General features: G+C 61.6%; 17 protein-coding genes and 1 pseudogene. 15 read left to right on the top strand and 3 right to left on the bottom strand.

The window, feature by feature from the left end; translation table 11 throughout:
* Window position 1: 1 nt before the first annotated feature.
* Window positions 2-886: an ABC transporter permease gene (locus ACKZ62_RS15430; protein ID WP_032891314.1), complete on the top strand. Its 885-nt coding sequence runs from the start codon at window positions 2-4 to the stop codon at window positions 884-886.
* Entirely contained in the window at window positions 883-2,508 is a 1,626-nt protein-coding gene (locus tag ACKZ62_RS15435; RefSeq protein ID WP_447095487.1) for a dipeptide ABC transporter ATP-binding protein, read from the top strand. The genes ACKZ62_RS15430 and ACKZ62_RS15435 overlap by 4 nt, the downstream gene beginning before the upstream one ends.
* A 3-nt stretch (window positions 2,509-2,511) precedes the next feature.
* Here ACKZ62_RS15435 and ACKZ62_RS15440 read toward each other — a convergent pair whose 3' ends face one another.
* Entirely contained in the window at window positions 2,512-3,852 is a 1,341-nt protein-coding gene (locus tag ACKZ62_RS15440) for an ABC transporter substrate-binding protein (RefSeq protein ID WP_447095488.1), read from the bottom strand.
* Between the two features lie 275 nt (window positions 3,853-4,127).
* Between ACKZ62_RS15440 and ACKZ62_RS15445 the strand changes: the two genes are divergently transcribed.
* The gene (locus ACKZ62_RS15445) at window positions 4,128-4,517 is read left to right on the top strand and encodes a DUF2946 family protein (protein WP_122753223.1); all 390 of its coding nucleotides are present in this window, start codon (window positions 4,128-4,130) and stop codon (window positions 4,515-4,517) included.
* Between the two features lie 84 nt (window positions 4,518-4,601).
* Window positions 4,602-6,665: a TonB-dependent receptor gene (locus ACKZ62_RS15450; RefSeq protein ID WP_095184872.1), complete on the top strand. Its 2,064-nt coding sequence runs from the start codon at window positions 4,602-4,604 to the stop codon at window positions 6,663-6,665.
* A 222-nt stretch (window positions 6,666-6,887) separates the two neighbouring features.
* Here the strand turns inward: ACKZ62_RS15450 and ACKZ62_RS15455 are convergent, their stop codons facing one another.
* Window positions 6,888-7,406, bottom strand: a complete 519-nt coding sequence (locus ACKZ62_RS15455) for an SgcJ/EcaC family oxidoreductase (protein ID WP_095184873.1) — start codon at window positions 7,404-7,406, stop codon at window positions 6,888-6,890.
* Between the two features lie 164 nt (window positions 7,407-7,570).
* On the opposite strand from ACKZ62_RS15455, the gene ACKZ62_RS15460 reads away from it, so the two are divergent.
* From ACKZ62_RS15460 to ACKZ62_RS15510, 11 genes are all read left to right on the top strand, one after another.
* Window positions 7,571-8,737: a sensor histidine kinase gene (locus tag ACKZ62_RS15460; RefSeq protein ID WP_447095489.1), complete on the top strand. Its 1,167-nt coding sequence runs from the start codon at window positions 7,571-7,573 to the stop codon at window positions 8,735-8,737.
* On the top strand, window positions 8,734-9,387 hold the full coding sequence (locus ACKZ62_RS15465) for a response regulator (protein ID WP_095184875.1): 654 nt from the start codon (window positions 8,734-8,736) through the stop codon (window positions 9,385-9,387). Before ACKZ62_RS15460 ends, ACKZ62_RS15465 begins: the two co-directional genes overlap by 4 nt.
* Window positions 9,384-11,699: an ATP-binding protein gene (locus tag ACKZ62_RS15470; RefSeq protein WP_122757251.1), complete on the top strand. Its 2,316-nt coding sequence runs from the start codon at window positions 9,384-9,386 to the stop codon at window positions 11,697-11,699. Before ACKZ62_RS15465 ends, ACKZ62_RS15470 begins: the two co-directional genes overlap by 4 nt.
* Window positions 11,696-12,184 (top strand): response regulator, encoded by a 489-nt coding sequence (locus tag ACKZ62_RS15475; RefSeq protein ID WP_095184877.1) that lies wholly within the window; start codon window positions 11,696-11,698, stop codon window positions 12,182-12,184. The genes ACKZ62_RS15470 and ACKZ62_RS15475 overlap by 4 nt, the downstream gene beginning before the upstream one ends.
* Window positions 12,185-12,223: 39 nt before the next feature.
* The gene (locus ACKZ62_RS15480; RefSeq protein ID WP_447095490.1) at window positions 12,224-12,739 is read left to right on the top strand and encodes a sterol desaturase family protein; all 516 of its coding nucleotides are present in this window, start codon (window positions 12,224-12,226) and stop codon (window positions 12,737-12,739) included.
* Between the two features lie 156 nt (window positions 12,740-12,895).
* Complete coding sequence (locus tag ACKZ62_RS15485; protein WP_122757249.1) at window positions 12,896-14,263, top strand: cytochrome C; 1,368 nt, start codon at window positions 12,896-12,898, stop codon at window positions 14,261-14,263.
* Window positions 14,260-14,772: a sorbitol dehydrogenase gene (locus tag ACKZ62_RS15490; protein WP_447095491.1), complete on the top strand. Its 513-nt coding sequence runs from the start codon at window positions 14,260-14,262 to the stop codon at window positions 14,770-14,772. The genes ACKZ62_RS15485 and ACKZ62_RS15490 overlap by 4 nt, the downstream gene beginning before the upstream one ends.
* Window positions 14,769-16,982, top strand: a complete 2,214-nt coding sequence (locus ACKZ62_RS15495) for a GMC family oxidoreductase (RefSeq protein ID WP_032891298.1) — start codon at window positions 14,769-14,771, stop codon at window positions 16,980-16,982. The genes ACKZ62_RS15490 and ACKZ62_RS15495 overlap by 4 nt, the downstream gene beginning before the upstream one ends.
* A 300-nt stretch (window positions 16,983-17,282) precedes the next feature.
* Window positions 17,283-18,524, top strand: coding sequence for a multidrug efflux RND transporter periplasmic adaptor subunit MexE (gene mexE / locus ACKZ62_RS15500; protein ID WP_032891296.1), 1,242 nt, complete (start codon window positions 17,283-17,285; stop codon window positions 18,522-18,524).
* Window positions 18,525-18,539: 15 nt separating this feature from the next.
* Window positions 18,540-21,719, top strand: coding sequence for an efflux RND transporter permease subunit (locus ACKZ62_RS15505; protein WP_032891294.1), 3,180 nt, complete (start codon window positions 18,540-18,542; stop codon window positions 21,717-21,719).
* Entirely contained in the window at window positions 21,716-23,131 is a 1,416-nt protein-coding gene (locus ACKZ62_RS15510; RefSeq protein WP_095184880.1) for an efflux transporter outer membrane subunit, read from the top strand. Before ACKZ62_RS15505 ends, ACKZ62_RS15510 begins: the two co-directional genes overlap by 4 nt.
* An 841-nt stretch (window positions 23,132-23,972) precedes the next feature.
* On the opposite strand, the pseudogene ACKZ62_RS15515 reads toward ACKZ62_RS15510, so the two are convergent.
* A pseudogene (locus tag ACKZ62_RS15515) lies at window positions 23,973-24,163 on the bottom strand (hypothetical protein); the annotation flags it as partial.
* Window positions 24,164-24,346 lie beyond the last annotated feature (183 nt).

The raw sequence follows: 24,346 nt of genomic DNA on the forward strand, positions 1-24,346 counted from the left end.
CATGACGACGCTCACCCAGAAACGCGTGCGCAGCGAAACCCTCTGGCACCGCCGCAGCCACTTGCAACGCGCCACGTCCACCCTGCTGCCCTTGCTGCGCCGGCCGGGGTTCAGCCTGGCCGTGGCAGTGGTGGTGTTCTCGCTGGTCGCCGCCCTGGCGCCGCACCTACTGAGCAGCTTCGACCCCTACGCCACCGCGCCGCTCGCCAAACTCACGGCGCCCAACTTGACCCATTGGTTCGGCACCGATGAACTGGGCCGTGACCTGTTTACCCGCGTGGTCTACGGCGCGCGCCTGTCGGTGCTGGCGGCCTCGCTGGCGGTGGGGATCGCGCTGGTAGGCGGACTCGGGCTGGGCATTTTGTCCGGGTTTGCCGGTGGCCGTATCGATGCGGTGATCATGCGCGTGGTCGATGTACTGCTGGCTCTGCCTGGACTGCTGCTGGCCCTGGCGATCGTCACGGCCATCGGTTTCGGCACCGTACCGGTGGCCATCGCGGTGGGCATCGGCATTATTCCTGGCTTTGCCCGTACCACCCGCGCCGAGGTACTGCGGGTGAAAACCCTGCCCTATGTCGAAGCCGCACGGCTGGGCGGTGCCAGTTGGGGCCGCACGTTGTTGCGGCACATTCTGCCCAACGCCTGGGGCCCGGTAGCGGTACTGGCAACGTTGGACTTCGGCGCAGCCATCCTCGCCACCGCAGGCTTGAGTTTTCTCGGTTTCGGCGCCGCACCACCGGCGGCGGAATGGGGCACCTTGATCGCCAACGGCCGGCACTTTCTGATCACCGCACCTTGGGTGTCGTTGCTGCCCGGCCTGTTCCTGGTGGCCGTGGTGTTCAGCCTCAACCATATCGCCCGCACCTTCGAGGAGATCCAGCGATGAGCCCGCTTTTGGTCGATGTACGCCAACTCAGTGTCGATTACCGCTCCAGCGGTCAGGTCAATCCAGCGGTGCGTTCGCTGTCGTTTTCCCTCGCCCAAGGCGAAACCGTGGCGATTGTCGGCGAGTCCGGCTCGGGCAAATCCACCCTGGCCAACGCCATCCTTGGCCTGCTGCCAGACAACGCGCAAATCAGCGCCGGTCAACTGTGGGTGGATGGCCATAACTTGACCCACGCCAGCGAACGCCAGAAGCGCAACCTGCGCGGCCGCACCATTGGCCTGGTGCCACAGGACCCGATGGTCAGCCTCAACCCTACCCTGCGCATCGGCCAACAGATCGCCGAGGCGTTGATCCTGGCCAAGGGCAAGCGCTACCCCGGCGTCGATGCGGATATTGTCGAGTTGCTGCAACAGGTGGGGATCGACAAACCGGTGCTGCGCGCCCGCCAATATCCCCATGAACTCTCCGGCGGCATGCGCCAGCGCGTGCTGATCGCCATCGCCCTGGCCGGTAATCCGCGCCTGATCATTGCCGACGAGCCCACCAGCGCGCTCGACGTCACCGTGCAGCGCAAGATCCTCGATCACCTGCAACGCCTGGTCAGGGAGCGCGGCATTTCGCTGTTGATCATCACCCATGACCTCGGCGTGGCCACCGACCGCGCCGACCGCATTCTGGTGATGCAGCACGGCGAGGTGGTCGAACAAGGCCCGCCACAGCAGATCCTTTCCCGCCCCAGCCACGACTACACCCGCGCACTGATTGCCGCCGCGCCTGCCTTCGCCAAGCGCCGCGATCCGTTGATCAATCTCGATCTGGGGCGTCAGCCGATCCTCAGCCTGCACAACGTCGGCAAGACGTTTGCCCTACCCAAGGTCAAGGGCGAAGCCTCGACCTTCCTGGCCCTGGAAGGTCTCAACCTTGAGGTGTACCCCGGCCAGACCCTGGCCATCGTCGGCGAGTCCGGTTCGGGCAAGAGCACCGCGCTGCGCATCGCCCTCGGCCTGGAGAAGCCGAGCCAGGGCCGGGTCTGGTTCGAACAACAGGACGTTACAGACCTCAGTTGGCGCGACTTCCGCCCGTTGCGCCAACGCCTGCAACTGGTGCAGCAAAATCCCTTCGCTGCGCTGGACCCACGCTTCACCGTGTTCGACAGCATCGTGGAGCCGCTGGTGTCGTTTGGCTTGCTCAAGGGTGCCGCCCTGGAACAGGCGGCGCGGGAGCTGATCAGCCGCGTGCACCTGCCGGTGAGCTTTCTGGACCGTCTGCCCCGTGAACTGTCCGGCGGCCAGTGCCAACGCGTCGCCATCGCCCGCGCCCTGGCGTTGAAACCCGACCTGCTGTTGCTGGATGAACCGGTCAGCGCCCTGGACGTTTCGGTGCAGGCACGCATTCTTGACCTGCTGCAAGAGCTGCAACGGGAGATGGGCATTGCGTATGTGCTGGTGTCCCACGACTTGTCAGTGGTGGCCAACTTCGCACATGAGGTGCTGGTGCTGCGCAATGGTCGCGTGGTTGAACAAGGCTCGGTGGCGCAAATCTTCAACCAGCCGGCCACCGAGTACACCCGCGAACTGATTGCGGCCATCCCTGGCCGGCAAGTCGCGGCAAGCGCCGCCTGAGGTTTACTGCGCCGAGCAATCACGCGCCACGATGCCCTTTTCCTGGGCATACGCGGCGGACTTGGCTTCGATCAACGGACGCAAGGTGGCGCGGTCGGCTTGCAGCCAGTCGGTCACCAGCACCCACTTTTGCCCATCCCACTGCTGCACTCGGGCCGAACCGCCGCCTTCGTGGTCGGCGCAGGACAATGTCAACGGCGCCAACAGCCCTTCGAAGCCCATGGCCTTGAGGCGTGCCGCATCGATATTCAGGTGCTCGAACGCCCAGCGGGTTTCCTCACCGTTCAGCGCGCGGTTGCCGAATTTTGCCTGACCGGTGCGCAGCGCTTCGACAGCAATCGCGGCGTTGATCAGGCCGATGTTGTAGTAGACCTTGCCGAAGTAGCTGGTGTCCTTGAGGTTGCTCTTGCCGGGATCAAGGATGAACTGCTTGAGCTTTTTATGGATTTCGAAACCGTCGCCACCGGGGAACGGCGCCAGCGCCTGGTAGCCTTTGGCGGCGGTGCCGGCGGGAATCACATCGGCTTCAGAGCCTGCCCACACATCACCGATCAGACGGTCCACGGGAACGCCAAAACGCACGGCGGTCTTGATCGCCACCGGTGTCGAAACGCCCCAAGTGCGCAGGAATACCCAGTCCGGGTTGATCTGGCGCACTTGCCGCCATTGAGTGGACTGCTCGTTACCTGGGTCTGCTACGGGAATCTGGATGTTCTCGAAACCGTACTTTTGCGCCAGCAACTGCATGGCCGCCTGGGTTTCGCGACCGTAGGCAGAGTCGTGATAGACAGTGACGATCTTCTTGCCCTTGAGCTTGTCCAGCCCACCTTCGCGCTGGGCAATGTAATTGATGCCCACCGAGGCCTGGCCGTAGTAGTTGAGCAACAACGGAAACGCGTAAGGGAACACGCGGCCATCGGTGGATTCGGTACGCCCGCCGGCGCCATCGATCAAGGGGATGTGATCGACGGCAGCACGGTCCATCAGCGCATAGGAGGCCGGGGTGCTGTGGGTAAAGAAGAACCCGGTGGGCGCACCGTCCAGGCCGCCTTTGTAGCGTTCGTAGCATTCGATGATGCGGTCGGTCTTCCACTCGGTCTCGCATTCCTGCCAGACCAGCTTCACGCCGTTCACCCCGCCTTCGACTTCGTTGATATAGCGAAAGTAATCAATTTCCCCTGCCCACCACGGAATACCGCTGGAGGCGTAGGCGCCAACTCGGTAGGTGGCCAGCGGGATGAACTGTTGATCGTTGGCGGCCTGGGCGATGGTCGACAATGGCCCGCCCACGGCGCCGAGTGCCAGCAGGCTGGCGATGACTGTGCGTTGCAAGACGTTGTGCATGGGTGTGGTTTCTTATGAAAGGTGAGGTTTCCCCTCCCGTTGTCGGGTCAGCGCCAATCGGGTCACAACACAATTCATGCCAAGCGCATAAGCCGTCTTATTCAAGGGGTTGCGCTGTACCGGTCACCCCGCACGGCTCGGATAATCGAACACTTTATTGAACCGCTGTTGCGCCACCAACACCGCGTTTGGTCGCCAGGCCTGCGGCAAAATAGCGCGTTTTACTTCATGCCTGAACTGCGGCTAAATACGCGCCCCTTTGCGTCGATGGCTTTATGGCTATGTTCAAACGCATCAGCCCCTGGATCGCCTGCCTGGCCCTGTTGCTCAACATGCTGGCCATGCCGTTGAGCCGCGCCCTGCAAACGCCGGACATCGGCCTGATGCTGTGGGGTGGATTCTGCTCAGGCGGCGCCTCCCAAGCCCTGCCACCAGGCTTTGACAAGCTGATCGACCCGCTCAAATCTGCGCCTTCGACTGCCGCCATGAAGCATGGCGACTGCTGCTGCGGGCATGCCGGCCTGGCCGCGCTGCCGTCCAACTATTACCGGCATTGGCTGCCGCGCTATGCCCCGGATGTCGCCCTCGCTGATCCGCTGTTACCCACGTTGCATCCCAGGGTTCGCTGGCCGAGCCTGAGCCCGCGCGCCTCCCCTGTTGCCTGACTGCCCCGAAACCCTGTGTTTTCTGCCGCCCCTTGAGGGTGGCTGAACGTCCTTGAAGTCTTTTGGTCATCAGGAAGCGTGCTCATGCCTGCTCCATTTACTCTGTCCCGCGCACAGCGTATCGCTGTGCCCTCCTCACTCTGGCCGCTGCTCTCAGTGTTTGCACTCACGCCACTGGCCCATGCAACCGAAAGTTCGGCCCTCACCCTTGGCACCGTCAGCGTCCAGGGCAGCACCAACGCCAGCGGCCCGCTGAACACCGCCAGCGTGCTCAGTTCGGTCGACATCCTCGGTGCCGACATCCTGGAGAAAATGCCGGTCAACTACAGCTGGGAGCTGTTCAGCCGTGCGCCAGGGGTCATGCTCACCGAATTCAACCAAGGCACCACCTCCGGCAAGATCTCCTTTCGCGGTTTCAACGGCGAAGGTGAAGTGAACGCGGTGAAGCTGCTGATCGATGGGATCCCCAGCAACAGCAACGACGGCAACATGCCGTTCATGGACATGATTTTCCCCATGGAGCTGGACAGTATCGAAGTGGTACGTGGTACCAGCGACGCGCGCTACGGCCTCAACAACATTGCCGGCAACGTCAACATGCTGACCCGCACAGGAGGCGACTACACCAAGGCGCGAATCCGCTACGGCAGCTACAACACCCGCGAGACGCAACTCGCCAAGGGCATCGAAGGCAGCAACTGGACGCAGAATTACTTCTTCGCCTACCAGAAAGCCGATGGCTACCGGGATCATGCCCAGGCGGATAAATTCTCGATGTCCGGCAAATGGTTCTACACCCCGGACGACAGCAGCTACCGTGTCGGCCTGATCGCTCGCCATTACGAAACCGAGGCGCAAGAGCCGGGATATTTGAGTGAAGACGACGCCCGCCACCACCCCACCATGACCAACCGCTACAACGCCACCGACAAAGGCACGCGGCGGATGAACCAACTCAGTGTGCACGTCGATACCGAACTGGCCGAAACATTGGCCTGGTCGGCAAAAACCTACCTCAACACCTTCGACGACCGACGCTGGACGCAATACTGGCGCACCAGCTCCCAGCAGGAGCGCGACGCCTACGAAACCCAGTACGGCGCCCTCACCTCCCTGACCTGGCGGCCCGAGGTAAGCTGGCTCTACGCCTTCGCCCTGGAAGGCGGCGCGGACGTCCAGCAGCAACAGAACACCAGTGAACGCTACCGGACCCAGAACCGCACACGCCTGGCGCAAACCCGCGACCAGCAGTTCGACTTTGACACCTACGGGGCTTACATCCAGGCTGAGATCAAACCGTTTGAATCGCTGAAAATCATCCCGGCCTACCGCGTCGACAAAATCCACGGCGACTTCACCAACCAAATGACCGGCATGGATTACGCCATCAACGACTATGGGCTGATCAAACAACCCAAGCTCAGCGTGGTGTACTCGCCGTGGGACGTGGCCAGCGTGTACGCCAACTGGGGCCGTACCTTCCAGGTCGGCACCGGCGCCGCTGCCTACAAGATCCCGCCACGGGATACCGACCTCGCGCCGTCGATCAACGAAGGCTGGGAAACTGGTATCAAGTTCACCCCCGCCGACTGGATCGACGGCCGCGTCGCCTATTGGCAGCAGGAAGCCAGCGGCGAAGTCAGCCGCCGGCTCAATGACCCGAGTGGCGAATCGGATAACGTCGGCGAAACCCGCCGCTGGGGTTACGACGCGCAGTTGAACCTGCACCCGAACGACCGCACCGACATCTGGATGGCCTACGCCTGGCAGTACTCGAAAATCCTCCAGCCCAGCGCCACCCTGCCCAACAGCAAAGGCCAGGAAATCGACCACATCCCCCATCACCTCTACAACGCAGGCATAAACTACAAAGCCACCCCCGCGCTGCAACTGACCGCGTGGATGAACGGCCAGACCCACTACTACCTGGAGCGCGAAAACACCAAGGGGACTTACGGCGGTTACGTGTTGATGAACCTGGGTGCGACGTACCAAGTGACTGAATCCGTCAGTGTCGACCTGCAACTGAAAAACCTCACCAACCGCTACTACGAATACGTCTGGTACGACCCGGACGGCGCGAAGGCGTCACTGCACTCACCCGGCGACGGGCGTGCGCTCTATACCGGCGTCACCTTGGACTTCTGAAAGACAACCCCTTGTTATCAAACATAAAATAAGTCACTGATTTTAAAGGGTTAACTATTTCCCTAAACGGGCCTGTTTTTGTGACGAGCGTGGCCTCTCACATTTGGATAGGGAGAGGTCGTCAAATGCCCATGGGTTCCGGGTCCGTCACAGGGGCACTCTCCCAACCACCACAAAAAAATGCCTACCCCCGCCAAGGGATAGGCATTTTTCCTCCCGCCGTTACTGCTTAGCGTGCTTGACCTGCACCTCAGGCATCGCCGAAGAGTGGTGATTAAGAATTTTCCACTGGCCCCCCACCTGCTCATAAACGAAGGTGTAGCGCGCCTGCACATGGCTGACCTGCCCCTTCGCGTCGGTCAGGGTGAAGGTGTAGACCCCGCTGTCCATGGCTACGTTAGTGCCCAGTTGGCGGATTTCACGGTAGTTGATCTGGCCTACCGGCTTGAGTGCCAGGAAGTGATCGAAGTAGTCCTTGATCTGATCCGGCGTAGTGCGCACTTGGTTGGACACGGTAGGCTGCAGCACCGCACCCGGCGCATACAGGTCGACCACCGAGGTGACGTTGCCGGTCTGCAAAGCGCTGTTCCAACGGTCAAACAAACCGGCAATCTCCCGGTCCTTCACATTGGCCGGCGCCTGGGCCACCTCACGGTAGACATACGGCGACGTTTCGGCGGCCTGAACAAACGGAACGCTCAAGGCAAACATCAGGGCGATTGCTGCGGGCTTGAATTGCATTGGGATACTCCAGTGGTGTTCGTTGAGCCCACTTTGCCAAGCCGACCGTGGCGCGCCATCGGCCAACCGGAGTCATTTACCTATGCCATTTGGCAGATAGCGCCCAAGGTGTTTAACCATGTTTAATAGAAGCCCCGCACGCCCGCAGCACTGGAGCATCACCCATGCATAACCCGCCCCATGACCCCGGCAGCGCCTTGGCCATGCGCGCGCATTTCCGGCAATCGGAAAGCCGCACGGCGCGGCTGCGGCTGTTAGTGGATACCGGGCAGGAGCTGAGCCAACTGGCCCCCGACGCCATGCGCGAACGCGTGCTCGCGCGGGCTTGCGCGTTTCTTGCGATGGACCATGGCCTGCTGCAGGAATGGGCCGCCGACGGAGCTGTTCACACCACGGCGAGCCATGGCAGCCCGGCACGCCTGACCAGCCTGGCCGCCCTCGCTGACCGCGATCTGCGCGCACCTCGCTGGAAGGAGCAGCCTCACAGCGTGCTGCAAGTGCCGTTGCGAGGCAGTGACGGCAAAGCGTTTGGCCTGCTGGTGTTGGGCAATAGTGTCAGCCTGCGGGCACCGGAGCACGAAGACAGCGAATCCCTGCAACTGCTCGCCACCCTGCTGGCCACTCACCTGGAAAACGATCGCCTGCTGACCACCCTCAAAACCCGCGACAAGACGCTGTCCGACCTGGTCAACCGGCTGTTTCGCGCCCAGGAAGACGAACGCAAGCGCGTGGCCTACGACCTGCACGACGGCCTGGCACAGACCCTCGCGGGTTTGCACCAACGGCTGCAAGGGTTTGCAGGCCGCTGCCCCGTACTGCCGGACGCACTCGCCGCCGACTTGCAGGCGATTCTCACCCTGGCCCAGCACTCCGTCGGTGAAGGCCGTCAACTCATCGCAGGTCTGCGCCCCACCGTGCTGGATGATTTCGGCCTGTTCAAAGCCCTCGACAAAGAAGCCGACCGCCTGCGCGACGCTGGCATCAACGTGGTGTGGCTCGCCCACTGTGAAACGCGATTGCCCAGCCAGGTGGAAATCGCCCTGTTCCGGATCGGCCAGGAAGCCATCAACAATATCCTCAAGCATGCGCATGCCAGCCGGGTGACCCTGACCCTGGCCTTGCACGACGGCCAGGCTTCCCTGCGCATGGACGACAACGGCAGAGGCTTCACTTCGGCCCCCTCACGCGATGACGCCCAGCATCTTGGCCTCGCGACCATGCAGGAGCGTGCCAGCCTGCTGGGCGGCAGCTTCACCTGCGTCAGCGCAGTCGACTGCGGTACCCAGCTGCACGCCCGCGTGCCTGCCCACTTACCTGGAATTCCTCAATGACCGACGTCCTGCGTCTCGTGCTGGCAGACGACCATGAAGTCACGCGCACCGGTTTCGTCTCTCTGCTGGCCGGCCTTGCGCAGTTCGAGGTGGTCGGTCAAGCCAGCGATGGCCTGCAAGCAGTGGAGCTGTGTGAGCAACTGCTGCCGGATATCGTCATCCTCGACATCCGCATGCCTGGGCTCAACGGCTTGGGCGCCGCTCGGTTGCTGCAAGAGCGCCTGCCAGCGGTGAAAGTGGTGATGTTCACCATGGACGACAGCCCCGAATACCTGGAAGCGGCGATGAATGCCGGTGCGGTCGGCTACTTGCTCAAGGACGCCAGCCGTGCCGAGGTGATCCAGGCCCTGCAAAAAGTCGGGGCCGGCGGCGAAGCGCTCAACACAGCGGTCAGCACGCGGCTATTGCGCCGCATGACCGAACGCCAGGCCGGCGGCGCGGCCCCCACCGAAAACCTCACCCCGCGCGAGCGCCAGGTCCTTGGCCTGGTGGCCAACGGCATGAGCAACCGCGCCATCGGCGAGCAGCTCGGGATCACCACTGGCACCGCCAAGGCCCATGTGGAACGCGTGATCGGCAAGCTCGGCGCAGCTGATCGCACCCAAGCCGCCGTACGCGGCATCGCCTTGGGCCTGGTGACGTCACCATGAAACGGCGTTGGGCCGATCTGCCACTGCGGGGCAAGGCGCTGGTGGTGATCTCGCTGCCGCTGGTGGTGCTGTTGCTGTCGCTGGTGCTGATCTACACCACCGAACGCCAGACCGCCCGCGCCGAAGAGGACGTGCGCCGGGTGCTGCGCGTGCAAGGCGATATCCAGGCCGTGCACACCCTGCTCGCCGAGGCCGCCGCCAGTGTGCGCGGCTACCTGCTCACTCGCCGCGAAGACTTCCTGCCCAGCTACCTCAACGCCAGGCCGCAGATCGAGTCCGCCCTACGCCGGCTTGACCACAACGTGCGTGATCAACGGGTACGCGAGCAACTCAGCGCCATCAAGCCGCTGATCGATGGCAAGGTCGACGGGCTGGAAGAGATGCTCAAGGACCGCGACGCCACGCCGCAATCGATCAGTGCCATCCTGATCAGCAACAAACACATCCTTGATGCGTTGCGCCAACACATCAGCACCATGCTCACCCTTGAGGCGTCGTTGCTGGCCGAGCGCAGCGCGGCGGCGGCCGAAACCCGTCAGCGTTTGTTGCTGTCCACCTGGCTGGCGGCGATTTGCGGCTTGTTTGGCGCCATCGTCGCCGTGCTGTTCCTGTCCAAAGGCATTGTGGCGCGGGTCCAGAATGTGCAGCGCAACGCCCAACGCCTGGCCCTTGGTTCGCCGCTGCTGCCGCAACCGCCGGAGCACGATGAAATCGGCCAATTGGGCACCAGCCTGGTAGAAGCCGGGTTGCTGCTGGCCGAGCGCGAGCGCGCATTGCGTGACAACGAAGAACGCTTGCGGCTGATCATCGATGGGGTCAAGGACTACGGGATCTTCGCCCTCGACACCGCGGGCTATGTCACCAGTTGGAACAACGGCGCCGAGCGGATCAAGGGCTACACCGAACAGGAAATCATCGGCCAGCATTTCTCGGTGTTCTACTTGCCCGAGGAATGCCCTCAGCACCCGGACATGGCGCTGCGCGAAGCCACCCGCAACGGCGATTACACCGAAGAAGGCTGGCGTTGCCGCCAGGACGGCACGCGGTTCTGGGCCAGCGTGGTGATCACCGCGCAGTACGACGGCACCGGCGCCTTGCGCGGTTTTTCGAAGATCACCCGCGACATCACCGACCGCCGCGCGGCCGAGATCGCTCTGCGCAAGGCCCGTGAGGAAGCCGAACGTGCCAGCCGTGCCAAAAGCGAGTTTCTGTCGCGCATGAGCCACGAACTGCGCACCCCGCTCAACTCGATCCTGGGCTTTGCACAACTGCTGGACATGGACGCGCCCAAGGCGCAAAAGGCCGACGTCGGGCATATCCTGCGGGCCGGCCAGCACTTGCTGACACTGATCAACGAAGTGCTGGACATCGCCAAGATCGAGGCGGGAAGCCTGGCGTTGAATATCGCGCCGATCCCTTTGGCGGAGGCGTTGCAAGAGGCGCTGTCGCTGGTGTCGCCGATGGCCGCCGAGGCGGGCATTCGGTTACAGCCATTGCCCGCCTTGGCGGCGGATGTTGGCATCGTGGCCGACCGGCAACGCCTGACCCAGGTGCTGCTGAACCTGCTGTCCAATGCGATCAAATACAACCAGCGCGATGGCGACGTCAGCATCGAAGTCAGCGTTGATGGGCCGCGTATCGCCGTGTCGGTGTGTGATACCGGCAACGGCATCGCGGCGGATCACCTGGGGCAACTGTTCAAACCGTTCGAACGCCTGGGCGCCGACCCCAATGTGGAAGGCAGCGGCTTGGGCCTGGCCCTGAGTAAAAGCCTGTTGGAAAACATGGACGGCCACCTCAACGTGCAAAGCCAGGCCGGCATTGGCTCACGCTTCACGCTGGAGCTCCCGTTCGCGCGCGTAGCGGCATTCCAGCGCAGTACCACGCCCGTTATCGACACCCAGTTGCCGCGCCCAGTCCCCGCCGCCTGCACGTTCCTGGGCAAGGTGTTGTGCATCGAAGACAATCTCTCCAGCCTGGCGCTGATCGAAACCCTGCTGCAACGCCGACCGGGGATAAAACTGCTGTCCAGCATGCAAGGCCAACTGGGTCTGGACCTGGCCGCGCAGCACGCGCCACAGTTGATTCTGCTGGATGTCTGCCTGCCGGACCTCGACGGATTGAAGGTGCTGCAACGGTTGCGCCAGTCACCGATCACCCGTGACACACCGGTACTGATGATCACCGCCGACGCCAGCGACCTTACCCGCCAGGCCCTGCAGGACGCCGGCGCAACCGCCGTGTTGAATAAACCGATCAACGTGCCCGCGTTTCTCGCCCACCTCGACCAGTCTTTCCCGGAGCCCGCGTGAACCTCGACCTGCGCATTCTAATCATCGACGACCAACGCCCGAACCTCGACCTGGTGGAGCAACTGCTGGCGCGCGAAGGGCTCACCAACGTGCTGAGCAGCACCCAGCCGCTGCGCACCCTGGAGCTGTTCAACAGTTTCGAACCGGACTTGGTGATTCTTGACCTGCACATGCCGGAATTCGACGGTTTTGCAGTGCTGGAACAACTCAACCGGCGTATCCCCCAGGGCGAATACCTGCCGATCCTGGTACTCACCGCCGACGCGACCCGCGACACCCGCCTGCGCGCCCTGGCCCTGGGCGCCCGGGACTTCATCAGCAAACCCCTGGACGCGCTGGAAACCATGCTGCGGGTGTGGAACCTGCTGGAAACCCGGGTGCTCTACAAAACCTTGCGCACCCTGGTACCCGCGCAGCACATCGAGTTGTTGCAACGGCGTGAATCAACGGGCAATCTGCCCGCCGCCGGGGAGGACTCGGCTTAACTTCCCCCTCGGTTCATGCACCTCAAGGACGATCCGCACATGGCGGCTTCAAACAAATGGCTGATGTCGTCAGTCGCGTATTACCTGGATTTCTTCACCGTTCCCCTGTTTATCGGCCTGGCGCTCTGCCTGGCGCCACTTGATCCGCTGCAACTGCTCGCGGGCTTCATGGCCTGGACGCTGGTGGAGTATTCGGCACACCGCTTTCTGTTCCACTCGCTGTATCGCCACGAGCACTGGACCCACCATGTGGATGTGCTGGCCTATATCGGTGTGTCGAGCTGGAAAACCAGCTCCATCTTTGCGGCATTGCTGCTATTGGCCTGGTACGCCGGTTTGACCTCGGCGTTTGTCGGCGCGGTGACGGGCTACTTTTATTACATCTCGGTGCACTACGTGATGCACCGCCCGGCGCATTGGGCCTATCGGTTTATACCGGGGCTGGTGGCCAATCACGACCTGCATCATCGCAAAGGCATCGAGAAGAACTTCGGCGTGTCTTCACCGCTGTGGGACCATGTGTTTCGCACCTATATCCGCGCAGAGCGTGCCTGAAGCGCCTCTGAGCGATTGTTTTTATTACGAATAAATCTAGCGTCCCGTACACCGGCATTTCCAACCTTATCTACGCTCAAGCCCGTGCCAGGAGGCGCATTGAAGAGTCCATGACGGACCCACTGTCTCCTGGCGTCTGATGCCTAGGAGATACCGATGAGAATGGAAACCCATCGCCCCCGGCCCGGGTTCGGCTGTGCGCTGTTTGGCGCGTTGCTGAGCCCCCTGGTCGTCGCGGCCCCCACGTTGTCTACGCAAATACCCTTCGATGTCACGGCGACCCCGCCCTTCTCTCTCGACAGCCTGCAAGCCAACTTCGATGAAATGTCGTGGCAGACGTTCATTGCGCTGAACTGGCCGGTCCTGGCCGATGGCAAGCCCAATACCGGCGTGCAGATCGGCCAGCAGGACGCGGCCACGGTGTGGGAAAGCTACAAGGAGAGCTACCAAATCTTCCTGCCCCAAGGGCAGAAACCAGCGGCCTGGCAGGCGCCGGCCAGTGTACCGGCGGCCTGTGAAGGCAAGGGGTCGGGGCGCTTGTTGCAGCAAATGGGCAAGGTCCCGGATGTGCTGGACGAGTTTATTCAGCCGTTTCAAAGCGGCCCGTTGGTGGACCAGAGCGGCGTGTACACGCGCAATGAAATCGTGGTTAACCAATCGATGTTCGACGGCATCGTCAACAATGGCCTGTACAGCATCCAGGGTCAGCAGGCATTTTTTGCCGCCAGTGCGACCAATGCGGTGGCATTCAGTTGCGGCAACCCGGCCACCAGTGAAGTGGGTTCGTTGATGGTCAAGGCCTCGTGGAAGGTGCTGGACGGCAACGACAACCCCAGCAGTTTCCACACCGTCGATGCCCTGGTGTATACGCCAGGCAACAGCGACCCGAGCAAAGGGCCGGTGGTGGCCGAGTCCTGCGTTGCCGAGCCGGTGGGGCTGGTGGGACTGCATATCGTGCATAAGACCACCAGTGCGCCGCAGTGGGTGTGGTCGACCTTCGAGCACGTTGACAATGTCCCGGAAAAAACCACGCCGCCTGCCGAGCGCAAAGGCCCGTACCTGTTCTATAACGCCAGCAGCCATGCCGAGGTCAACCAACCGCCGCCACGGCCCTGGAACCCGGCGGTAAAGGCCACGCCATCGCAGATCGTGCGCGAGATCCCTTTGACCGATGAAACCAAGGCGCTCAACAGCACTTACCAGAACCTGCTGCGTACGGTTAACCCCAACAGCGTCTGGGCCAATTACCAGTTGATCAGCACCCAGTGGCCTACCCTCAGCGGCCAGCCACCGTGCCAGATTTCGGCCACCAAACCGTTGGGCAATCCAGCGCCTTCGTTCCTCGCCAATGCAACGCTGGAGACCTATATCCAGGGCACGGTGCCCCAGGCGTCCTCCAGTTGTATCGCCTGTCACGGCAATGCCGCCACCCACGTGACGCAATCACCGCGCACCAGTTTCGCCGACTTCACTTACCTGCTCGAACGCGCTCAATCCACCGGTGTGACAAGGAGTCAGCCATGAGTACCGACTTGGACAATTTTACCGGCCTGAGCGTGGTGCTCACCGGCATCAATCAGGAACTGCTGGCGCCGTCGGTAGACCCCATCGGCCTGCCCACCCTGTTTCTGAATTTCGTTGGCCCTCGCGTGGGCCAAGACGTGCTCAGCACCCTGCTCGCCCAATACGCCGCGCTGGCGAGCGAGCAGCAGACGCCGCAGCAAATCGGCAACGCAATCCTGATGCAGAACGGCCAACCCGCCGCCACGCAAACCGCCCAAGCGGCGCGCGCGATCATGAAACTGTGGATGCTCGGCGTGTGGTATCAGCCGTACACCCAAGGCGCGTTCCCGGTGAACGAGCAAACCGTGGTCAGTGCCGAGGCCTACACCCAGAGCTGGGCGTGGAACATCGCCCAGGCCCATCCGATGGGCTACAGCGAGTTCTTCTTCGGTTACTGGAACAGCCCACCACCGAGCCTGGAAGACTTCACCGGGGTTACCGCCAGCCCACAGCCTGGAGCATCGTCATGAGTACCGAACAAGCAGACGTAGTGATCGTCGGTGCTGGCCTGGCGGGCAGCATCATTGCCTATCAATTGGGCTTGGCGGGGGTGAAGGTGCTGGTGCTGGAATCCGGCCCGGAAGTCCCGGCCAACCGAAACCAGTACCTGGAGCGTTTCTACACCGCCACGCTGAAGACCCCCGAGTCCCCCTATCCGCCGGTGAGTACCCTCAGTCCGACGCGCAACCCAGCCGAACAGAACGCACCGCGCGCGACCATCGCTGACCTGCTCGATGACAACTGGAAAAATCCCGAGGTCAGTTACCTGGTGCAAAAAGGCCCGTTGCCGTTCACCAGCACCTATGAGCGCGTCGGCGGCGGCACTACCTGGCATTGGGTCGCCACGTGCCTGCGCATGCTGCCGAATGATTTTAAGATGAAGACGCTGTACGGCGTGGGCGTGGACTGGCCGATCAGCTACAACGACCTGCAAAGCGCTTATTGCCGCGCCGAAGCAGAAATAGGCGTGGCGGCCAACGTCGCCGACCAGGCCTACCTGGGCATCACGTTCCCGACCAACTATGAATACCCGATGACCAGCATTCCGCTGTCGTTGGTGGATGGCAGCTTCGTCAGCGCGGTGCAGGGCCAATCGTTCCAAGGACTGCCGCTGGTGGTGAGCCCCACCCCAGCCGGGCGCAACTCGCAGCCGTATGCCGGGCGACGGGTGTGCGCAGGCAATACCAACTGCACGCCGATCTGCCCGATCCAGGCCAAGTACGACGCCACGGTGACCCTGAACAATGCGCTCAACACCGGCAATGTGCGGGTGCTGTACAAGACCGTGGCGAGCAAGGTCACGGTGGCAGCGGACAAGACTGTCAGCGGCATTGAGTTCATTCAGTATCAGTTGGGCGATGGGCCGGCCACCGGCACTGGCGTCGCGATCGGGCAGCGCTACGTGATCGCCGCCCATGCCATCGAAACGCCCAAGCTGCTGCTCAACTCCACCAGCAGCGCCTGGCCCAAGGGCGTGGCCAACAGCAGTGGCCAGGTCGGTCGTAGCCTGGCGGACCACCCGATCTACCTGGCGTGGGGCTTGATGCCCGAAGGCAAGACGGTGTTCCCGTACCGTGGCCCGGTGTCCACCGCCGGTATCGAAAGCCTGCGCGACGGCGCCTTTCGCAGCCAGCGCGCGGCCTGGCGGATCGAGATAGGCAACGAGGGTTTCAACTGGCCGATCGGCGACCCGTACACCACCGTGGCCGACCTGATCGATGGCACCAACGTCAGCCGCACCAACCCACTGCCAAAGTCCACGGACGCGTCCCAGGTGCTGTTCGGCACGGCACTGGTGCAACAGCTGAACAACCTGCTCACCCGGCAGTTTCGGGTAGGGTTTCTGGTGGAACAAGTCGAGGACGATCCGAACAAGGCCAACTGCTACATCGTGCCGTCCAGTCAGTACAAAGACCGTCTGGGCATCCCGCGACCGGAAATCCATTACAACCTGTCGGACTACACCAAGGAAGGCTTCAAACAGGCGCGGATTCTTGCCAGCCACGTCATCACTGAGCTGCTGGGCGCCACCGAACTGACCACCAATATCAAGCCCGGTTTGTTTGAATACCAGGGCGAGTCGTACTCCTTCCAGGGCGCCGGGCACTTGATGGGCACCTACCGCATGGGCGCCGACCCGGCCACCTCGGTGGTCGACAAATACCAGCGCAGTTGGGACCACAACAACCTGTTCCTGGTGGGCGACGGCGTATTCCCCACCACCGGCACCTCCAACCCGAGCCTGACCATTGCCGCGCTGTCGATCCAGGCCGGCGACACCCTGTGCAACGACCTCAAAGCCGTCACCGTGCAGGTGCAAGCCAACCAGCCATGGCAAGGCACTGGCGTGCAGATCAGCGGCCCAAGCCCGCGTGTGGTGCGGTATGTCAGCGGCCATTGGCTGGCCAGCCCGGTCGGCGGCATGGTTGATGGCAATGGCAGTCCGGGGTTGATCGCCAAAGCGGGCTACACCCTGCCGGGCGCAAATGAAGGCGCGCTGGTTGGGCGTGTGGGCAGCAGCGGGACACCGTTTCTGGTGGGGGATCTGGCCGAGATTCCGCCGGGGCAGACGGGGGAATTGCAGCTGTGTATCAACGATGATCTGGAGGGGCGCTATGGCATTGGTTTGGGGGATAACCAGGGAGCGCTGACGGTGCAGATCGGGTTCGGTACAGCGTAGGGCCCACGGCCAAAAACCGTCCGGTCGTTTTGACTGGACGGTTTCATCCGTCCATACGCCCACCTCAATGCAATGCCTGACACCCCAACCGCCACACCCTCTCAGTGCTTGTTGCGAACCACGCAACAGTCCTTTGTCATCACGCCCATTGATAGCACCCTAACGAAACCCCCATCCTAGAGGGCTAATCTCGCGCTTATATCATTCGCAATGATAGTTACCTTTGCTTCATTCGATTCGTGACATACCACCCCGCCGCGCATGATCCGCCCATCTCAAATACATTGGCGGATGCACCTCATGGAACAGTCACTCAAACATTTGCGCTTCCCCCTGGCGATTTTGGCCGTGGTGGTGATGAGCGCGTGCGGCAAGACCCCGGAACAAGCGGCCGCCATGCCAGCCGCCAAAGTCAGCGTGGCCAAGGTGCTGGAACAACCGGTGAACGAGTGGGATGAGTTCACCGGCCGTTTGGAAGCACCGGAAACGGTGCAGATCCGTCCACGGGTTTCTGGCCAGATTGACCAAGTCGCTTTCACCGAAGGCGCTTTGGTCAAGAAAGGCGACCTGCTGTTCCAGATCGACCCGCGTCCGTTCCAGGCTGAAGTGCGCCGCCTTGAAGCCCAGTTGCAACAGACCCGCGCCGCCGCCACCCGCAGTGACAACGAAGCCCAACGCGGCGAGCGCCTGCGCCAGAGCAATGCGATCTCCGCCGAACTGGCCGACTCGCGCACCACCGCCGCCCAGGAAGCCCGCGCCGCTGTCGCCGGGATCCAGGCGCAGTTGGACCTGGCCAAGCTGAACCTGAGCTTTACCCGCGTAACCTCGCCAATCAGCGGCCGCGTCAGCCGTGCCGACATCACCGCCGGCAACCTGGTGACCGCTGACGTCACCGCACTGACCAGCGTGGTTTCCACCGACAAGGTCTACGCCTACTTCGACGCCGATGAGCGCGTTTACCTCAAGTACACCGAGCTGGCTCGCCAAGGCCGCCGTGGCGCTACGACCCCGGTTTACCTGGGCCTGTCGAATGAAACCGGCAACCCGCACCTGGGCCAGATGAACTTCGTCGACAACCAGGTCAACCCGGCCACCGGCACCATTCGTGGGCGCGCCGTGTTTGACAACAGCAAGGGCGAATACACCCCTGGCCTGTACGCACGCCTGAAGCTGGTGGGCAGCGGCACCTACTCCGCCGTGCTGATCAACGATGAAGCCGTGGGCACCGATCTGGGCAAGAAATTCGTACTGGTGATGGACGGCGACAAACCGGCTTATCGCGCCGTGGAACTGGGGCCGAAGATCGAAGGTTTGCGCATCGTACGCAGCGGCCTGAACAAGGACGACACCATCATCGTCAAGGGCCTGCAGCGTGCACGCCCCGGCTCGCCGGTCGCCCCGGAAACCATCCCGATGGCCAGCAAAGAAACCCTCGCCGCCTTGGCCCAACAACGACAAGCGCTTGAAGCCAGCAACCTGGAACAAGTGGCGCCGGATAAAGCCGCGCCCAAACTTGCCAGCGTCGCGACTCCACGCGGTTAAGGGATACGACTCAAGATGAATTTTTCCAAGTTCTTCATTTCGCGGCCGATCTTCGCAGCGGTGCTGTCGCTGCTGATTCTGATCGCCGGCGCGATTTCGCTGTTCCAACTGCCGATCAGCGAGTACCCGGAAGTGGTACCGCCGACCGTGGTGGTGCGCGCCAACTTCCCCGGCGCCAACCCCAAGGTCATTGGCGAAACCGTGGCCGCGCCGCTGGAGCAGGCCATCACCGGCGTCGAGAACATGCTGTACATGTCCTCGCAATCGACTGCTGACGGCAAGCTGACCCTGACCATCACCTTCGCCCTGGGCACCGACCTGGACAACGCGCAGGTGCAGGTACAAAACCGCGTGACGCGGACTCAGCCAAAACTGCCTGAGGAAGTGACGCGTATCGGTATCACCGTGGACAAGGCCTCCCCCGACCTGACCATGGTGGTGCACATCACCTCGCCGGATCAGCGCTACAACATGCTCTACCTGTCCAACTACGCGATCCTGAATATCAAGGATGAGCTCGCGCGGCTCGGCGGCGTGGGCGATGTGCAGTTGTTCGGCATGGGCGACTACTCGTTGCGTGTATGGCTGGACCCGAACAAGACCGCCTCGCGCAACCTGACCGCCACCGATGTGGTGACGGCGATTCGCGAGCAGAACCGCCAAGTCGCCGCCGGTGCCTTGGGCGCGCAGCCCTCACCTAACGACACCAGCTTCCAGCTGTCGGTCAACACCCAGGGGCGCCTGGTCACCGAAGAAGAGTTCGAGAACATCGTGATTCGCGCTGGCGATAACGGTGAAATCACGCGCCTCAAGGACATTGCACGGGTCGAGCTGGGCTCCAGCCAATATGCCCTGCGCTCGTTGATCGATAATCAGCCAGCGGTGGCGATCCCAATCTTCCAGCGTCCTGGCTCTAACGCCATCGACATCTCCAACGATGTGCGCGCCAAGATGGCGGAGCTGAAAAAAAGCTTCCCCGAAGGCATGGACTACCGCATCGCCTACGACCCGACGGTGTTCGTGCGCGGCTCCATCGAGGCGGTGGTTCACACGCTGTTCGAAGCACTGATCCTGGTCGTGCTGGTGGTGATCCTGTTCCTGCAGACCTGGCGCGCCTCGATCATCCCGTTGGTGGCGGTGCCGGTCTCGCTGATCGGTACGTTTGCGGTGATGCACCTGTTTGGGTTCTCGCTTAACGCACTGTCGTTGTTCGGATTGGTATTGGCGATTGGTATCGTGGTGGACGACGCCATCGTGGTGGTGGAAAACGTCGAACGTAATATCGAGTTGGGGCTTGAGCCCTTCCCCGCCACTGAAAAAGCCATGAGCGAAGTGACCGGTCCGATCATCGCGACGGCGCTGGTGCTTTGCGCGGTATTCGTGCCAGCAGCCTTTATCAGCGGCTTGACCGGGCAGTTCTACAAGCAGTTCGCGTTGACCATTGCGATCTCGACAGTGATCTCGGCGTTCAACTCGCTGACCCTGTCCCCTGCACTGGCAGCGGTGTTGCTCAAGGGCCACAACGCGCCGAAAGATGGCTTCTCCAGGTTCCTCGACAAGCTGTTGGGTGGCTGGTTGTTCCGTCCATTCAACCGCTTCTTCGAAAAAGCCAGCCACGGCTATGTCGGCACCGTTCGCCGGGTGATTCGCGGCAGCGGCATCGCACTGTTCCTGTACGCAGGCCTGATGGTCCTGACCTGGCTGGGCTTTGCCCACACACCGACCGGCTTCGTACCGGCCCAGGACAAGCAATACCTGGTGGCTTTCGCCCAACTGCCCGACGCCGCAAGCCTGGACCGCACTGAAAACGTGATCAAGCGCATGTCTGACATCGCCTTGAAACAGCCCGGCGTGGAAAGCGCTATCGCCTTCCCGGGCCTGTCGATCAACGGGTTCACCAACAGCCCGAACAGCGGCATCGTGTTCGTGACCTTGAAGCCATTCGATGAGCGCAAAGACCCGAGCATGTCCGCCGGTGCGATTGCCGGCGCGTTGAACGGCAAGTACAGCGACATCCAGGAAGCCTACATGGCGATCTTCCCGCCACCACCGGTACAGGGCCTCGGCACTATCGGCGGGTTCCGTCTGCAGATCGAAGACCGTGGCAACCTGGGCTATGACGAACTGTACAAAGAAGTGCAGAACGTCATCACCAAGAGCCATGGCGTGCCGGAACTGTTCGGCCTGTTCACCAGCTACACGGTCAACGTGCCCCAGGTCGATGCCGCCATCGACCGCGAAAAGGCCAAGACCCACGGGGTGGCGATCAGCGACATCTTCGACACCCTGCAGATCTACTTGGGCTCGTTGTATGCCAACGACTTCAACCGCTTCGGCCGTACCTATCAGGTCAACGTGCAGGCGGAGCAGCAGTTCCGCAATGATTCGGACCAGATTGGCCAACTGAAAGTGCGTAACAACAAGGGCGAGATGATCCCGTTGGCAACCTTCATCAAGGTCAGCGACACCTCAGGCCCGGACCGCGTGATGCACTACAACGGCTTTATCACCGCTGAAATCAACGGCAACGCCGCACCGGGCTACAGCTCCGGCCAGGCAGAAGCGGCGATTGAAAAACTGCTGAAGGATGAACTGCCCAACGGCATGACCTATGAGTGGACTGACCTGACTTATCAGCAAATCCTCTCGGGCAACACCGCGCTGTTCGTGTTCCCGCTCTGCGTACTGCTGGCGTTCCTGGTACTGGCTGCTCAATACGAGAGCTGGAGCCTGCCACTGGCGGTGATCCTGATCGTACCGATGACGCTGCTGTCGGCCATTACCGGGGTGATCATCTCGGGTGGCGACAACAACATCTTCACTCAGATTGGCTTGATTGTACTGGTGGGCCTGGCGTGTAAGAACGCGATTCTGATCGTCGAGTTCGCCAAGGACAAACAAGCCGAGGGCCTCGACCCGCTGGCCGCGGTGCTGGAAGCCTGCCGCCTGCGTCTGCGGCCGATTCTGATGACCTCGTTCGCCTTCATCATGGGTGTGGTGCCACTGGTGTTGTCCAGCGGTGCCGGTGCCGAGATGCGTCATGCCATGGGCGTGGCGGTGTTCTCCGGGATGATCGGTGTGACCTTCTTCGGTCTGTTGCTCACGCCAGTGTTCTACGTACTGATCCGTCGTTATGTGGAGCGCAGCGAAGCGCGCAAAGCGGCCAAGGCCTTGAAGCTGGAGACACAGCAATGAGTGTGAAAGTATTCCTGCCGAGCTTGCTGGTACTGGCGCTGAGCGCCTGTGCCGTGGGCCCGGACTACAAGACCCAGACCCCGGAGGCGGCGAACATCACCGCCGCCGCGGACGCCAAGCAGTATGACCACGCCAAGTTCGAAGGCATCTGGTGGCAGCAGTTCGAAGACCCGACGCTTAACCAGTTGGTGACTCAATCGCTGCAAGGTAACCGCGATTTGCGCGTAGCGTTTGCCCGCCTGCGCGCTGCTCGTGCAATCCGCGATGACGCCAGCAACGACGCCATGCCGACGATTACCAGCCGCGTCAGCAGCGACCAGGGCAAGGGCCAGATCCCGGGCCAGACCACCCGCCGGGTCAAGACCGAGCGTTACGACCTGGGCCTGGACATGGCCTGGGAACTGGACCTGTTCGGCCGCATCCAGCGCAACCTGGAAGCCACCGACGCCGACCAGCAGGCCGCCGAAGCCGATCTATACCAGTTGCAAGTCACCCTGATTGCCGAACTGGTGGACGCCTACGGTCAACTGCGCGGCGCACAACTGCGTGAAAAGATCGCCCTGGACAATCTGAAGAACCAGCAGGACTCGCGCACCATCACCGTCAGCCTGCGCGACGCCGGTGTGGGTGACCAACTCGACGTGGAACGCGCCGACGCACGCCTCGCAGCCGTTGAAGCCAGCGTGCCGCAACTGCAAGCCGAACAAGTGCGCGAACGTAACCGCATCGCCACCCTCCTCGGCCAGCGTCCGGACAAGTTGAGCGTGGACCTGGGCCCGAAAGACCTGCCGGCGATTGCCAAGGCGTTGCCGATCGGTGATCCAGGCCAACTGCTGCAACGTCGCCCGGACATTCTCAGCGCCGAACGCAAACTGGCCGCCGCCACCGCACGTATCGGCGTGGCCAAGGCCGACCTGTTCCCACGGGTCAGCCTCAGCGGCTTCCTCGGCTTTACCGCCGGGCGCGGTTCACAGATCGGTTCGTCCGCCGCGAATGCCTGGGCCCTCGGCCCGAGCATCACCTGGGCCGCGTTCGACCTGGGCAGCGTGCGCGCCCGTTTGCGTGGCGCAGACGCCGAAGCCGATGGCGCCCTGGCGACCTATGAGCAGCAAGTGTTGCTGGCACTGGAAGAATCCGAAAACGCCTTCAGTGACTACAGCAAGCGTCAGCAACGCCTGATCTCACTGATCCGTCAAAGCGAATCCAGCCGCGCCGCCGCCGACCTCGCTGCCATCCGCTACCGCGAAGGCACCGTGGACTTCCTCGTCCTCCTCGACGCCCAACGCGAACGCCTCGCCGCGGAAGACTCCCAGGCCCAGGCCGAAGTGGACCTGTATCGCGGGATCGTGGCGATCTACAAGGCACTCGGAGGTGGATGGAAGCCAGACACCGTTGTAGCAACAGCGAAGTGATGTAAAGAGCTCCTTTGGTTGGTCGCATCCAACCAATTTTTAGCCCCGTGGCCTGTTTGGTCATGGGGCTTTTTTTTGGTCGGATACTTTTCAGGCGTGTGCATTGGGACGTGCCCCCCACACTCCCCAGCGATATCGGTCAGAACATTCTCCATTCACATCGCAAACTAACGTTGGCCGATTCATGGTCGACAAGGAATGGAATGCTTAATACAAACAGCAGATTGATATGCGTATGGTCGTTACGAATGCATTCAGTGTTGATGACGAAACATGGAGGAAGGAAAAATGCAAACCAAGCAATGAATGATCTTGCCTACTTTGTCGCCTCTGCGAACTATAGTTCCTCCGTAGGTGAGCGTGCGTATGCGATGACAAAAGGGAGCGGCGTCAACAAAACTCTCTCCATGCCGCTCCCGATTCTCGCTCAACGCCCAACGACATCCAAGATACCGCTATAACTCTCAGAAACACTCAAACATAAAGCGGACACATGTAACGACAACCCCATTAACAATGCAAACGACAGCGCAACATACCTTTTCATACATTCACCCTCTTAAACTAAACTTCATAAGTTAATGATCAACATTTCCGCATGCAATACATGCATTAAAACGACCTCACTCTTTCAGCTACCCATACGTTCTCCTCATAGCAGGCGCAGGTTTTTTTGCATTGAGTGCTTATGCCGCGACACCTGAGTAGGAGTCCGCGAATACATCGGTGAGAACCGCGCCACCACTGTGCATGAATTATAAATCCATGTAAGCCGGACACTTCCCCAAAAGCCGTAGGATCGCACTGTCAGACGTCGACGAAGGATATAGCTAGCTACTTCTTAGTCCTTTATACCCCGGGCACAAATTCGAATAATCTCATTCAACATCAAATTCCGGTAATGCCCAGGATTCGACCCCGCCCACTTACGAAACGCCTCATAAAATGAGCTCGCAACCGCAACCTTGCAGTAATCTCGACAAATATGATCTGCGGTTCCGCCACCCACACAATCGCCCGTTCTTTGCGCATAGGGCCTTGGGGCCTTCGGTTTCCAGCCAGGTGCCAGCAGGCAGTCAGAGATACGCTTTAGGAAGTTGCCCTCACGCTACCTTGCAGTATCTGTCAGACCATTCTGAAATTACAGCGCTGACTAAGGTTGGCCGGTCCAAGGTCGATAAGGGATGGAGTGCTTAATACAAACAGGAGATTGAT

It is taken from the genome of Pseudomonas sivasensis, from assembly GCF_052938085.1.